The organism is Noviherbaspirillum phoenicis (genome assembly GCF_047237965.1).
In the GTDB taxonomy this organism is placed as follows: Bacteria; Pseudomonadota; Gammaproteobacteria; order Burkholderiales; family Burkholderiaceae_D; genus Noviherbaspirillum_A.
This window is the reverse complement of the sequence record NZ_JBDFLX010000001.1, coordinates 3731059-3744474: the sequence shown is the minus strand read 5'-3', so window position 1 is coordinate 3744474 and position 13416 is coordinate 3731059. Positions and strand designations below refer to the sequence as shown.

Annotated in this window: 12 protein-coding genes and 1 tRNA gene; 4 read left to right on the top strand and 9 right to left on the bottom strand. The window is 59.7% G+C overall.

Going from position 1 to position 13416, the window contains the following annotated elements:
- The first annotated feature begins 13 nt into the window (after window positions 1-13).
- The 3 genes from grxD (at window position 14) to ABC383_RS16755 (ending at window position 2659) form a co-directional block, all read left to right on the top strand.
- On the top strand, window positions 14-325 hold the full coding sequence (grxD, locus tag ABC383_RS16765; RefSeq protein ID WP_413015239.1) for a Grx4 family monothiol glutaredoxin: 312 nt from the start codon (window positions 14-16) through the stop codon (window positions 323-325).
- A 197-nt stretch (window positions 326-522) separates the two neighbouring features.
- Complete coding sequence (locus tag ABC383_RS16760; protein ID WP_413015237.1) at window positions 523-1881, top strand: right-handed parallel beta-helix repeat-containing protein; 1359 nt, start codon at window positions 523-525, stop codon at window positions 1879-1881.
- Window positions 1882-2077: 196 nt separating this feature from the next.
- Entirely contained in the window at window positions 2078-2659 is a 582-nt protein-coding gene (locus tag ABC383_RS16755; protein WP_413015235.1) for a PEP-CTERM sorting domain-containing protein, read from the top strand.
- Window positions 2660-2796: 137 nt separating this feature from the next.
- Here ABC383_RS16755 and ABC383_RS16750 read toward each other — a convergent pair whose 3' ends face one another.
- From ABC383_RS16750 to petA, 9 genes are all read right to left on the bottom strand, one after another.
- Complete coding sequence (locus ABC383_RS16750) at window positions 2797-3870, bottom strand: acyltransferase family protein (RefSeq protein WP_413015233.1); 1074 nt, start codon at window positions 3868-3870, stop codon at window positions 2797-2799.
- Between the two features lie 196 nt (window positions 3871-4066).
- The gene (locus tag ABC383_RS16745) at window positions 4067-6700 is read right to left on the bottom strand and encodes a 3-hydroxybutyrate oligomer hydrolase family protein (protein WP_413015231.1); all 2634 of its coding nucleotides are present in this window, start codon (window positions 6698-6700) and stop codon (window positions 4067-4069) included.
- Window positions 6701-7286: 586 nt separating this feature from the next.
- Window positions 7287-8087, bottom strand: coding sequence for a PEP-CTERM sorting domain-containing protein (locus ABC383_RS16740; protein WP_413015230.1), 801 nt, complete (start codon window positions 8085-8087; stop codon window positions 7287-7289).
- A gap of 372 nt (window positions 8088-8459) precedes the next feature.
- Window positions 8460-8535, bottom strand: a tRNA-Thr gene (locus tag ABC383_RS16735).
- Between the two features lie 18 nt (window positions 8536-8553).
- Window positions 8554-9036, bottom strand: a complete 483-nt coding sequence (locus tag ABC383_RS16730; RefSeq protein WP_413015228.1) for a ClpXP protease specificity-enhancing factor — start codon at window positions 9034-9036, stop codon at window positions 8554-8556.
- A gap of 109 nt (window positions 9037-9145) precedes the next feature.
- Complete coding sequence (locus tag ABC383_RS16725; RefSeq protein WP_194714342.1) at window positions 9146-9757, bottom strand: glutathione S-transferase N-terminal domain-containing protein; 612 nt, start codon at window positions 9755-9757, stop codon at window positions 9146-9148.
- Between the two features lie 98 nt (window positions 9758-9855).
- Window positions 9856-10614, bottom strand: a complete 759-nt coding sequence (locus ABC383_RS16720) for a cytochrome c1 (RefSeq protein WP_413015226.1) — start codon at window positions 10612-10614, stop codon at window positions 9856-9858.
- 19 nt (window positions 10615-10633) lie between these two features.
- Window positions 10634-12037, bottom strand: a complete 1404-nt coding sequence (locus ABC383_RS16715; protein WP_194714344.1) for a cytochrome b — start codon at window positions 12035-12037, stop codon at window positions 10634-10636.
- A gap of 3 nt (window positions 12038-12040) precedes the next feature.
- Window positions 12041-12649: a ubiquinol-cytochrome c reductase iron-sulfur subunit gene (gene petA, locus ABC383_RS16710; protein WP_194714345.1), complete on the bottom strand. Its 609-nt coding sequence runs from the start codon at window positions 12647-12649 to the stop codon at window positions 12041-12043.
- A 256-nt stretch (window positions 12650-12905) separates the two neighbouring features.
- Between petA and mscL the strand changes: the two genes are divergently transcribed.
- Window positions 12906-13358: a large conductance mechanosensitive channel protein MscL gene (gene mscL / locus ABC383_RS16705; protein ID WP_413015224.1), complete on the top strand. Its 453-nt coding sequence runs from the start codon at window positions 12906-12908 to the stop codon at window positions 13356-13358.
- Window positions 13359-13416 lie beyond the last annotated feature (58 nt).

Genomic DNA, 13416 nt, shown 5'->3' with positions numbered 1-13416 from the left:
AAGCGAGGCAGCAATGAGCGATGTACAAAACTGGATTAAAGAAACGGTGACCGGCAATCCGGTCGTGTTGTTCATGAAAGGCACTGCGCAATTCCCGCAATGCGGTTTCTCGGGCAAGGCGATCCAGTTGCTCAAGGCCAGCGGCGCCGAGAACATCGTCACCGTCAACGTGCTGGAAGACCCGGAAGTGCGACAGGGCATCAAGGACTATTCCAACTGGCCGACCGTACCGCAGCTGTACGTGAAGGGCGAATTCGTTGGCGGCTCGGACATCATGAACGAGATGTATGAGTCGGGCGAACTGCAAAGCCTGATCAAGGGCTGATTCCCTGCTTCCCGCCAATGGCGGCTGACCGGCGCGTCCGGTCAGCCGCCATTTTTCTTTCCGGGCATGCCAACGCAAGCCTTGGCGTGTGGCACCCCCACGTTCTTTGGCATGCAAGCGGCTAACGGCTGTCTCTGACTATCCGATTACCGTACAATCATTCCTCCCCGGAAATGACCTGCAGCGCAAGGACGACCATGAACCCGCCTTTTCCCAAGCAACTTTGCATTGCCGGCATTCGGCTGCTTCGCAGCGCGCTCGTCGTTCCCGCACTGCTTGCCCTGCCCTCCCCAGCGCAGGCCGCGCCAGCGCCGAAGGTGAAACAGGCTGCTCCGGCGCCAACGGCCAATCAGGCTGCGCCGGCCGGCAGGATCATCCAGGTCGGAGGCAACAGCCAGATCCGCACCATCGCCGAGGCGGCCGCGCTGGCGGAAGACGGCGATACGGTCGTCATTGCGCCGGGCGAATACTATGGCGACGTCGCCAGCTGGCGCCAGGACCGGCTGACCATCCGCGCCGGCGCCGGCGGCAGGGTCAAGCTGATTGCCGCCGGCTCCCATGCGGCCGGCAAGGGCATCTGGGTCATCGGCGGCGGCCGCGTGACGGTGGAGGACATCGATTTCGTCGGCGCGCGGGTACCCGACCGCAACGGCGCCGGCATCCGCTTCGAAAAAGGCCATCTGGTGGTCAAGCGCTGCTCGTTCAAGGACAGCGAGAACGGCATCCTGACCGCCGGCGATCCGACCGCCACCCTGGAAATCGAGAACAGCGAATTCGGCAACAACGGCGACGGCAGCGGCAGCACCCACAATCTGTACGTGGGCGACATCGGCATGCTGAAAGTAACCGGAAGCTATTTCCACCATGCCCGGCAAGGCCATCTGCTGAAGAGCCGGGCCAGGGAAAACCTGATTTTCTACAACCGCCTGACCGACGAAGTGGGCGGCCAGGCCAGCTATGAACTCGAATTTCCCAACGGCGGCATGGCTTACGTGGTCGGCAATATCATCGAGCAGTCCGCCACCACCGACAATTCCACCGTCATTTCCTTCGGCGCCGAAGGCTACCGTTCGCCGCTCAATGCGCTCCACCTGGCCAGCAACACCATCGTCGACGACCGTCCGCAGGGCGGCATCATGCTCAGGGTCGCCGACGGCGATCGTCAGGTGTACGCAGTCAACAACCTGCTGGTCGGCCAGGGCAGGATTGACGGTGGACAGGTCAAGGGCTGGCGCGACCGCCTGCGCGACCTCGCCAAGGCAGCCTACTACCAGGACAGCAAGCTGTTGTGGACGAAAGCCGGCATCGACGGACGTTTCATCAATAACTTCAATGTCGACTGGAGCGCTTTTGCGTTGCCGGTGCGCCATGATTACCGCCTGCTGCCCAAGTCCGGCCTGGATGGCAAGTTCGTGTTGCCTGACGATGTGAAGGGCATCAGCCTGGTTCCGAAGGGGGAATATGCGCATCCGGCCAGGTGGCGGATGCTGGACATGAAGCCAACCGTGCCGGGGGCGCTCCAGACGGTTGCGGCAGGCGACTCAGGCGCCAAGTAGCTTTCCGGCACTGCGCTGCTTTTTGTTTCTTTTAAAAAATCTTGTTTTTGAAGAATATTTCTGTCGGGATTTTTTACAGCTACCAACATCCAAAAAATGTTTTAAACCTTAAGTCCATGTTTACTCTAGGAATAATTTCCCTGGCACATCTCTTGCTCATTGGAACTTGTCCAAACGACAATCAAAGGGGAATGAAATGTCTTTCGCAAAAGCCAAGCTGCTCAAGCAATTCGTAGTTACCGCTGCAATGGTTATGGTCACTGCATCATCCGCATCCGCGTACACGCTCGACAAGTTCCTGGACAGCACTGATTCGAAAAATTCAGGCGCCGGTACTGAGTTGGCTTTTGCAGAGTCCATCACGAAGGAACAGCTCAAGCTGACCGACTCCATTGATAGCCCCGCGGGTTCCCTTGCAACGCTGGTGCCAGGCTCGCCCAATCAATATGTGATTGACTTGTCCAACTTCACGCCTCTGCCAGGCTACTTCCTAGTGAAGTTTGGCGGTGGCGGCTTTACTGGACCAGACACCTTTCTTTTTGAAAACATTGGGGAAATGAACAAGCTGGTCTTTACTGCCGCCAATGTCAACGGTCTGATCGGTGAGTGCGGACAAGACAATTGCAATATCGGCCGTCTGAGCCATTACACTCTTTTCAACGACGTCAATGGCGGCGGCAACGGCAATGGCGAAGTCCCCGAGCCGGCAACCGCTGCCCTGCTCGGTCTGGGCCTGCTGGGCTTTGCAGCCTCGCGCCGCAAGCTGAAAAAAGCCTGAACTGTATCCGCCTGCAAAAAGCCCGCTTTCTAAGCGGGCTTTTTGCATTGTTGCTCCAGGAAAGATTGCCCTTATGCGGCCACTAGTTCCGGGGCCACTGCCTTGGTCTTGCCTAAGCCGGTCAGGCCGAAAGCGCCCTAGCGTCGCGTCGCCGGCACCATGGGCGGCGCACGCCGGATGAAAGATAGGGCATGCGCCGTCATTGGTTTCTCCACCGCAAGGTGCGCCAGCACGCCGACAATGCCCGACACCGCCAGATAAATGGCAAAGTGCGCCATCACTTCCCATGGTGTCGTTGCTCCTAAGCCAGTGGAAGCGAGCGCTTGCGTGACCATCATCAAGGCAAGCACATGGAACAGATAAATCGCATAGGAAGCATCGCCTAGCAGCCGGAGAAGCGGCAGCTTGACGCCATCGAACAGGAAGACGGCCGAGAACACGATGAGTGACGACGATAGCAAAAGAGCGCTATCGCCCATCCGCTGCGGAAGGATGGCCAGCGCGACAAACCCGGCAAGCAGCAGTAACAGCATGGACCAGCGTGGCGGCTGCCACGCAGACCACTGCCTAAGGTATTCCACTACGTAATAAAGCAGAATGCCTGCGAGAAAATGCAGCATCACCGGGGCAGTGTAAAAGTGAAATGCGGCCGATTGGCCTTCTGCCACGGAGTTCAGCAGGCATAGGCTGAGCAGCGCCGTGGACACGAAAAGAATGCTGAAGCGTCCCAGCAGCAGCGCAAAGCCGAACAGGAAATAGAAAAACATCTCGTAATTAAGCGACCATCCCGGCACCAGCGTAGGCCAGATTTGGTCGGGATGAACGTGGTTCCAGTGCGGAATGAAAAGGGCATCCTGCAGCAGGACAGGATCGCTCAGTGCAGTGCGGTAGGCCAGCGGAGCCGAAATGAATAACGCTATCCAGTACAAAGGAACCACGCGTGCAATGCGGCGTTTCCAGAACAGCATTGCTTCCGCCAGCCGCTCGCGGAATGAACTCCCGGTGGCAAGTTGCCCACCCCGGGTCGAATACATCATGACAAGGCCGCTGATGACGAAGAATATTTCCACGCCACGACCGCCGAAGGTGATCGACATCGCACCGCCAAACTCATGACGCGCATGGTGGAACACCACCATCATGGCGGCAATGCCACGTAGATACTGAATGCCTTCTAGCAACTGATGCTGGCGCGGTACAACATTTTTCATGCAAACAATCTCCTATCGCCTATACGCGATAGCAAACGTTAGCACTTAGGCCGGCCGTTCATTGTGAGCGAATCGGCACGATATACGTTATCTGTTTCAGCAAGGAAACTATTCAATAAAAAAGGGCGGTGACTGTGCCACCGCCCTGTGCTCCTGTGTCCCTATGCGGGCCAATTACCTCGTGCCGGCGCTGTTCTTACTCTGGCACATTTACCGTCGTGCCGCTGATCGCAACGCGGTCCCCTGCAACCGGGTTGATAGCGATCGGAGGCAGGTTTGCGTTGGTGATCGGCGTCAAGGCATCGGCGCGCGGCACCGTCCTGACCACCTGGCTGGCCGGCAGCGCCGCCGAGCCATTCAGGTTCGCATACACCGCATCGAGCGCCCGGAACAGGTAGACGTGCATGGGAACGATGGTCGCCGGCACATAGGTGCTGAACAGGTCGAAGTGGTTGGCATTGGTCACTTCCACGTAGCGCAGCTTGCTGGCGGCACCTTCCACCGAGCTGTTGAGCCCGAGATAAGCGCGGGAGGCATGGTTCACCGGCACCAGATGGTCGCTGCGGCCGGCGACGATCACTGCCGGCTTGCCGCGCAGATTGCCGCTTGCCAGCACCTCGGCGATGCCGGCGCGCACCCGGTTGCTCTGCTCGGCCAGGCTGCCGCTCAGCGCATTGTTGGTGACCGGATCGCGGCCCGTCATCAGGGAACGCAGGCACAGTGCGCCGTCGAGCGACTGGTCGGCGCGGCTGGTGGAAGGCGATATGCCCAGGGCGTAAGCCTTGGCGCCGCCCACCGAGTCTTCATAGACCGGGTTGCCGATGATGCCGTTCTGGGAGGCAAAGCTCTGCGCCCGCTCCTCCGCCGTCAGGGCTGCCGGCGCACCGGCGCCGTCGGTCTTGGCGAAGGTGAAGCCGCATACCTTGTCGGCTGGGGTAAAGCGGCCGTAGGCGTTGGCATAGGTGACGGTCACCAGGAAGTTGGTGTTGGCATTGAAGCCGGCGAACGCGCCGCCCGCCGCGGCCGCCAGGGCGGTCTGGAAGGCATCGCTGTCGGCGGTCCAGCCGTAGTCGCGCAGCCGCTTGCGGGCATCCGCCTGCTGGCTGGCGAGGTCGCCGCCAGTGAGCAGGCCTTTCTGGACCAGGCTGGTGCAACGCCCGGCGTTGCCTGCGATGCAGGGCTGGTAGATCGCGGCGAAGCTGGAGTAGTCATACAGCGGCTTGCCTTGCGCGCCGACCGCCACGCCCGCCTGCTGGATGGTGTAGCCATCCGGCTTGCGCGGCTGGATCTGCGGCTCGTTGGCGGCCACGCCATCGATCAGGCCCAGCCTGTCCTGTTCGGCGGCCAGCAGCGCAGCGCCGCCGCCGTTGGAAATCGAGGACGCGATGACAGTCGTATTTGCCGGCGTGATCACGCGGGATTTCTGGCCGGCCGCACCGCTTCCGTATTCCTCGTTGAGCGCATAGAAGGCGAAGGCCACTGCGTCCAGGGTGTTCCTGCCCCAGTCCTTTTCCGGATTTTGCCGGGAATAGGCATGCTTGAAGGCGATCCGGTTGGGCAGCTGCGCATTCAGGGCAGCTGCCGTCGTGCCCGGCAATGCCGCGGTAAACAGCGAGTCCTTGCCGGCGACCGCGGCGGTGGCGCGCAGGCCATTGCGCAGGTTGACGGTATCGTCATCCAGGGTATGCAGACCGGTGCCGGTGCCCTTGTCCGTGTAGGCCACGGCGCAGCCGTTCTTCAATCCCCACTCGCCGGCAGTGCCGATGGCGCCGTACACGCCACGCGAACCGGACGACGCGCCGGTAACGATGCAGGGCTTGGCCTTGTCGAAGGTGGACGGGATCTGCACCATCAGGGTCACGTTGCGGCGGCCGCTGCTGTCGCCCACGTAGGTGATGTATTCCTTGCCGGCGATCTTGCCTTCGCCTGCGCCCGCCACGCCGTTCTTGTCGACATTCGGGCCATACATGGCGCCGAAGCCGCTGTTGGCGGATGCGTCGATGACGGCGCGGTAGTTGTTATAGATGGCGTTTCTGCGCAGTTCCGCCGCGGTCGGGTTGGCCTTGTCGGCATAACCGGGCGCAGCGGCCGCCAGAAGGCCGGTCTTGCCCAGGCCGGCCGTCAGCAGGTCGTCGGTGGCGCCGTCATAGCTGGCGATACCGATATCGCTAATGAATTCCGGCTTGCGGTTGAGCGACCGCAGGCTGTTGATGCTGCCGCGCTGGGGTTTGAACAGGGTGAGCATGCGATCGACCTCGTCCCCGTCCTGCAGCTTGCTGGACGGCACGAATACGATGGTGCGCGGGCTGGTGTCGGTCACGCCGGCAATCACGCCGAATTCCTGCTTCATCAGCGCCTTGAATGCATCTTCGGCTTCGACCATCCTGGCGCTGGCCACGCCGCGGAATTCGCCGCTGCTGAAGCTGGCATCGAGCGCGGCATCGTCGGCCGCATTCAGCGCCAACTGCGCAATGACATGCGTGAAGTTGGTCATGTTGACGCGCTTGTTGATGTCGTCGCTGGTCAGCAGGGTGTAATAGGTGCCGCCGCTGCCGGCCACCTTGAGCATGAGCGGAAAGGTCAGGCCGGCGGTGGAAAAACTGAAATTGCCGCTGTCGTCGGTGGTGGCGCTGCGGGCGGCGCCGTTGGCATCCTTGATGGCGATCGTGGCATTCGCGATGGCCATGCCTTCGGCGGCCACGCCTTTCATCGTCACGCCCGCCGAGGCCTGGCTACCGCTATCGCTGCCGCTGCCCCCGCAGCCGAACAGCGAGGCGCTGACAAGCGAAACGGCGAACAGCTGGCTCAGCAGTACTTTTCTTCTTGGCATATCTGTCTCCTGGGTTGGATTTTTTTCTTCCAATTGCTGCGGCTGGCATTTCGGTAAAACACCGCCGGCGGAAAACCAGCCCGGCGGACGATGTTTTTACCGAAAGACAACTTCGTTATGGATAATGCAATTGTTAGTCCTTGTCAATCGACGGCAGCGCCTGAAGGTGATCATTAGTAGAACTACGGTAGCGAATCGAATTCAGGAAAGCCGCGAGCGTGGGAGAAACGATTCCGCTAGACGCGAACACCGTCAGGACCATGCACGCGCGCTCGTGCGGGCGGCGGGGACTGGTTGCCGGCAAGCCAACCCGCGGCAGGCAACCGCTGCAGAGACGGCAATCGGATAAGGCGTGCGTGCAGGATAGATGTCATCGAAGGAAGGTCGGTGCCCGATACCCGTCATGCGAAACCGGAGAGAGTGTCTCGCCCTCTCCGGGAGCCGGGCGGCATGGCCGGACCGGATATATCGGTAATGCTTCCCGAGCGCGGGCTGCAGCCAACAGGATTGACCCGCAGCGCCGCGCATGTCAGCCGTGTGCCGGGTGCCGTGCCGGCATGCGGCGAAGGGCGTCCGGCAGCTGGTCCTAGTTGCCGCGCTTTGCGGCCTTGCGGCGCGATGCGGCAACGCCGAGCAGGCCCAGGCCGATCAGTGCGACGCTTGCCGGTTCTGGCACCGCAGCGGCGGATGCTTCGAAGTTATAGGTCGTCGACACGCCGTTGATGTCGAGCGTGACATTGTCTGCGAACGCACGATACAGGCTGCCGGCGCTGGAGCCCACGCCCACACTGATTGCCGACACATAAGCGGCGTCGCTGTACCAGGTAGTGCCGTTTGCCCAGTCGGCGATCGACTGGTTCACCTGCGAGCCGTTGAGCGTCGTCACTCCCGGTCCGCTGACGAACCGGTAGAAATTGTCATTAACGCCCGACTCATGGAATTCGCCCTTGGTGGTATTGCCGTAGATGCCGTTGTAGGCGCCTTCCCAGATGAGTTCGCTGCGCTGTGCGCCGTCGAAGATATGCAGGCGCAGCGCCGGTGTGTAGTCCGGGTGCAGCGTGGCCTGGCTGCTCGTGGCAATCGCCCACTGGTACGTCAGTGCGCGAACGGTATCCAGCAGGCCCAAGTTGCTGCTGGGAGAATAAAAATCTCCAAGACCAACGAAGCGCGTGCGATCGCCCGTCATTTCAAGCGATCCATTTCCGGCATTTGGCATGGTCATGGTGATGGCGCTGGAACCGCCGTTCTTGTCTTCACCGGCCGGAGTGCCCCACAGCGGGCTGTCTGGCGTAACGACGACGGTTGCCGCCATCGATGTAGCGCAGGCGCCCATCAGAGTGACTGCGAGGATAAATCTGTTGCGAATGTTGCTGAGCTGGATTTTCATTATCGTTTCTTAGAATAATTAAAGGCATAAACACTGAGCAACATTTACACCCAGAAACTATTCTATTTAGAAACAAATGCTTGCAATAAATGCCCGTGCAAAACTTTCTTTTTTGTAATTTTTATCGACACAGCAAAATTAACTATATGCCCCATATGTGCGCCAAGTCAGGGAACAGGCGTTTCCCTGCGTCACGGTCTTTATTGAGGGAAAGGGACTTTGCGTATTTGACCGGGCCATTGCGTATCAACGCCCTGCTTACGGTGCGCAAGCAGGCAACATGGCTGCCTTATCGCTGCCATGCATGCCGACCGACAGGCCCGGAAAAACAAAAGCCCAACCATAAAGTCTGGGCCAAGTGTTTGAATTGATTGGTGCCGGCTGCAGGACTCGAACCCGCCACCCCATGATTACAAATCATGTGCTCTACCTGATGAGCTAAGCCGGCAAAGAGCGGGATTATACGTTATTTGATACGTGTCAGGGTCGGGCGGCCGCCCTTTTTCGGTGGTTCCGGCGTGTCGTCCGGCGCCGGGTTGACTTCCGTCTCGGCGCCTTCCGCTTGGGATGACGGCACCGCAGTGAGCGTCGGCGGCTCGGCTTGCGGCGCGGATGGCTGTTCGCCGGCGTCCGATTTGCGGGTGACTTCAAATGCCATGCCCTGCCCATTCTCGCGTGCGTAGATGGCTACGACGTTGTCGACGGGCACAAAGATTTCCCGGGATACGCCTGCAAATCGCGCATGAAAGTGAATGAAGTCATTGTCCATCTTCAAACCACTGGTCGCGCTGAAGCTGATGTTGAGCACGATTTCGCCGTTCTTGACGAACTCCATCGGCACCTGCGTCTGGCCGTCCACCATCGCGGCCAGGTAGGGCGTGTAGCCGTTATCGGTGCACCATTCGTAGATCGCGCGTAACAAGTAGGGTTTGGTTGACGTTTCTGACATGGTTCAGGGTTACCGGCTGACACGAAAAGGGATGTCTGGGCGCAAATGGCGCTGCTTATGCAGGCGCCACATGCACCATAGGACAGGAACAGACTGGGAGCAACAGCAATTACCGGCGCATGACCTTCTCGGACGGGGTCAGCGCTTCGATATAAGCCGGACGCGAGAAAATGCGTTCCGCATATTTCATCAGTGGCGCAGCAGTCTTGGACAGCTCGATGCCGTAATGGTCGAGCCGCCAGAGCAAGGGCGCGACTGCCACGTCCAGCATCGAAAACTCGTCACCCAGCATGTACTTGTTCTTCAGGAACAATGGCGCCAGTTGCGTCAGGCGGTCGCGGATCTCATTGCGCGCCTTGTCCAGGCTCTTGTCGCCTGCCTTGGTCTTTTCGTTTTCCAGCGTGTGCACGTGGATGAACAACTCTTTTTCAAAGTTGAACAGCATCAGACGCGCGCGTGCCCGCATCAGCGGATCGGCCGGCATCAGCTGCGGATGCGGGAAACGCTCGTCGATGTACTCATTGATGATGTTGGACTCATAGAGCACCAGTTCACGCTCGACCAGAATCGGCACCTGGCCATACGGATTCATCGTGGAGATGTCTTCCGGCTTGTTGAACAGGTCGACGTCACGCACTTCGAAGTCCATGCCTTTTTCAAACAGGACCAGACGGCAGCGTTGGGAAAATGGGCAGGTTGTGCCCGAATAGAGAACCATCATTTTTGCAGTTCCTTAAAAACAAATAGGGTGAGGCCGGAACGCCTCACCCCTGGATCACCTGTCGCCTGCCGGAAAAAGCAGGTGACAGGCCAGACTCTTTATTTGACGCTCTTCCAGTAGCTTGCGCTCAAACGCCATACCAGCACCAGCAGAATACCCATGAACAGCAGCACCCAGACGCCCAGCTGACGACGCTTGTTCTGCGCCGGCTCGGCCATCCAGCTCATGTACGACACCAGGTCTGCCACCGCAGTATCGTAATCGAGCGCGGACATCGTGCCTGGCTTGACCTGTTCGAAACCGGCGAACTTGTGCACGACCTCCCCGGTGTGCTCATCCTTCTCTTCGACGAACTTGGCATTCCGGATACCCTGCAGCTGCCACAGCACATGCGGCATGGCGACGTTCGGGTAGACCAGGTTGTTCCAGCCGGTGGGGCGGGTGTTGTCGGCGTAATAGGTGCGCAGATAGGTGTAGATATAGTCGGGGCCGCTGCCGGCTTCGGATGACTTGGCGCGCGAAATGACCGACAGATCCGGCGGCGCGGCGCCAAACCAGGCCTTGCCGTCGGCCGGCGTCATTGCCGACTTCATCAGGTCGCCCACCTTGTCCGTGGTGAACAGCAGGTTGGCCTTGATCTGGTCTTCCGACAGCCCGATGTCGCGCAGGCGGTTGTAACGCATGGCCGATGCCGAGTGGCAGTTCAGGCAGTAATTGACGAACAGCTTCGCGCCGTTCTGCAGGGAAGCCAGGTCGGTTCGCTCAGGCGCGTGGTCCAGCGGAAAACCGCCTTCGCTTGCCAGCGCAAACGCTGGCAACAGGACCAATGCCGCAATCAGTTTCTTGAAAAATTTCATTCTTGTGATCCTTTGCGGCTTAGTGCGGATGGAACGTAACGCGGCTCGGGACCGGCTTGAACTGGCCGGCGCGGCTCCACCATGGCATCAGCAGGAAGAAGCCGAAGTAGATGAAGGTGCAGACCTGCGACAGCAGGGTACGGCCGGCGGTCGGTGCCTGCACGCCCAGGTAGCCCAGCACGACGAAGGTGATGCCGAACAGGATCAGCACATATTTGTGCCAGGTGGGGCGATAACGGATGGACCGCACCGGGGAATGATCGAGCCAGGGCATGCCGGCCAGGATCACGACCGACGCACCCATCAGCACCACGCCCCAGAACTTGGCGTCAAACACCAGCATGCCGATGATCACGGCCAGGCCAACCACCGCCGCCACCATTTTCATCGCGCCGGACAGGCGCGATTTCAGGATCAGCAGCGCGACATAGGCAGCCACACCCGCGATCAGCGCATACATGAATTGCGAGGTGGTGGCACGCAGCACCGAGTAGTACGGCGTGAAGTACCAGACCGGGGCAATATGCGGCGGCGTCTTCAGCGAGTCGGCCGGCAGGAAGTTGTTGTATTCCAGGAAATAGCCGCCCATTTCCGGCGCAAAGAAGATCACTGCGCTGAAAATTGTGAGGAAGATCACCACGCCGAACGCATCGTGCACGGTGTAGTACGGATGCGAAGGAATCGCGTCAACCGGATGGCCGTCAGGACCGAGGTTGTCTTTGACTTCGATGCCGTCCGGATTGTTCGAGCCCACTTCATGCAGCGCGATCAGGTGGGCGGCAACCAGGCCCAGCAGCACCAGCGGAATCGCGATCACGTGGAAGGCGAAGAAGCGGTTCAGGGTGGCGTCGGACACCACGTAGTCGCCGCGGATCCACAGGGACAGGTCGGGACCGATGAAGGGAATGGCAGAGAACAGGTTCACGATCACCTGCGCGCCCCAGTAGGACATCTGGCCCCATGGCAGCAGGTAGCCGAAGAAGGCCTCGCCCATCAGCGCCAGGAAGATGCCGACGCCGAACAACCAGATCAGCTCGCGCGGCTTGCGGTACGAACCGTACAGCAGCGCGCGGGTCATGTGCAGGTAGACCACGATGAAGAAGGCGGAAGCGCCGGTCGAGTGCATGTAGCGCACCAGCCAGCCCCACGGCACATCGCGCATGATGTATTCAACGGAGGCGAAGGCCAGGTTGGCATCGGGCTTGTAATGCATCACCAGGAAAATGCCGGTGACGATCTGGATCACCAGCACCAGCATGGCCAGCGAACCGAAGATGTACCACCAGTTGAAGTTCTTGGGCGCGTAGTACTGGCCCCACTGGTCATTCCACAGCTTGCTCAGCGGAAAGCGAGAATCGACCCAGTTCAGTGCCTTGGCGCTGACTGGCGCATCGGCCGGCAACTTCTTCTCCACGAATCCCATGATTTATGCCTCACCTTTCTCGTCCTTGCCGATGACGAGCTTGGTGTCGCCGGCATACATGTGACGTGGCACCTGAAGATTGTCAGGCGCCGGCTTGTTCTTATAGACGCGACCGGCCAGGTCGAAGGTCGAGCCGTGGCAGGGGCACAGGAAGCCGCCCTGCCAGTCGTCGGGCAGCGATGGCTGCGGTCCCGGCTGGAGCTTGGTGGTCGGGGAGCAGCCCAGATGGGTGCAGATGCCGACCGCCACCAGGATCTCCGGCTTGATGGAACGGTATTCGTTGCGCGCATATTCCGGCGTGAGTTCGTCCGGATTGCGCTGCGATTTGGGATCGGCAAGCTGATCGTCCAGCTTCGGCAGCGCCGAGACCATTTCCTGCGAGCGCTTCAGGATCCATACCGGCTTGCCGCGCCACTCCACGGTCCTGAGCTCGCCCGGCGCCATGCCGGCGATATCGACTTCAACCGGCGCGCCGGCGGCCTTCGCGCGCTCTGACGGCTGGAAGGTGGACACAAAGGCCCCTGCCGTAGCCAGCCCTGCAACTCCGCCAGCCGCACATGTGGCAGCAAGCAGGACACGTCGACCGGAGTCGACCTGTTTATCGTTACTCATACCAACCCCAATCAGTCAAAATGCGAAATCTGAACGAAACTTCTAGCAACCTTAAATTATATCGGACCGTCGACCTGATTTAAAGAAAATACATCTTCCGTTGTGCAATAAACATGCACATAGCTCGATAAACGCACCAATGAGGTGACCTGTATGGTCTTGTGGGATACTGTCGCGTAACAATCTGGCAAAACCGGCTTCATTACCGATCAGCGCTTCCGTTACTCCCTTCCTTCACCCCAACAGGAGATTTGCAATGAGCATGCTGCAGGAATTCAAGGCATTTGCAGTCAAGGGCAATGTGGTCGACCTTGCGGTCGCCGTCATCATCGGCGCCGCATTCGGCAAGATCGTCGATTCCCTGGTGCAGGATGTGATCATGCCGATCGTGGGGAAAATTTTCGGCGGCCTGGATTTCTCGAATTATTATTTGCCGCTGAATAATCAGGCAATGAATCTCACCCTGGCCGAGGCCAAGAAGGCCGGCGCCGTCCTGGCCTATGGCAATTTCGTGACGATCCTGCTGAACTTCATCATTCTGGCCTTCATCATTTTCCAGATGGTCAGGCTGATCAACAAGGCGCGCACCCTGTCCTTCCGCAAGCAGCAGGAAGTCGAGGATGCCGCACCGGCCGCGCCGCCGTCCGAGGACATCCTGCTGCTGCGCGAAATCCGTGATGCCCTGCGTCGGTCGGAAAATCCGCGCTGAGCAGCCTGAAACCGCAGCAAGCCTATCCTCGCGCCTCCATCCTGAACGCTGTCGTGTG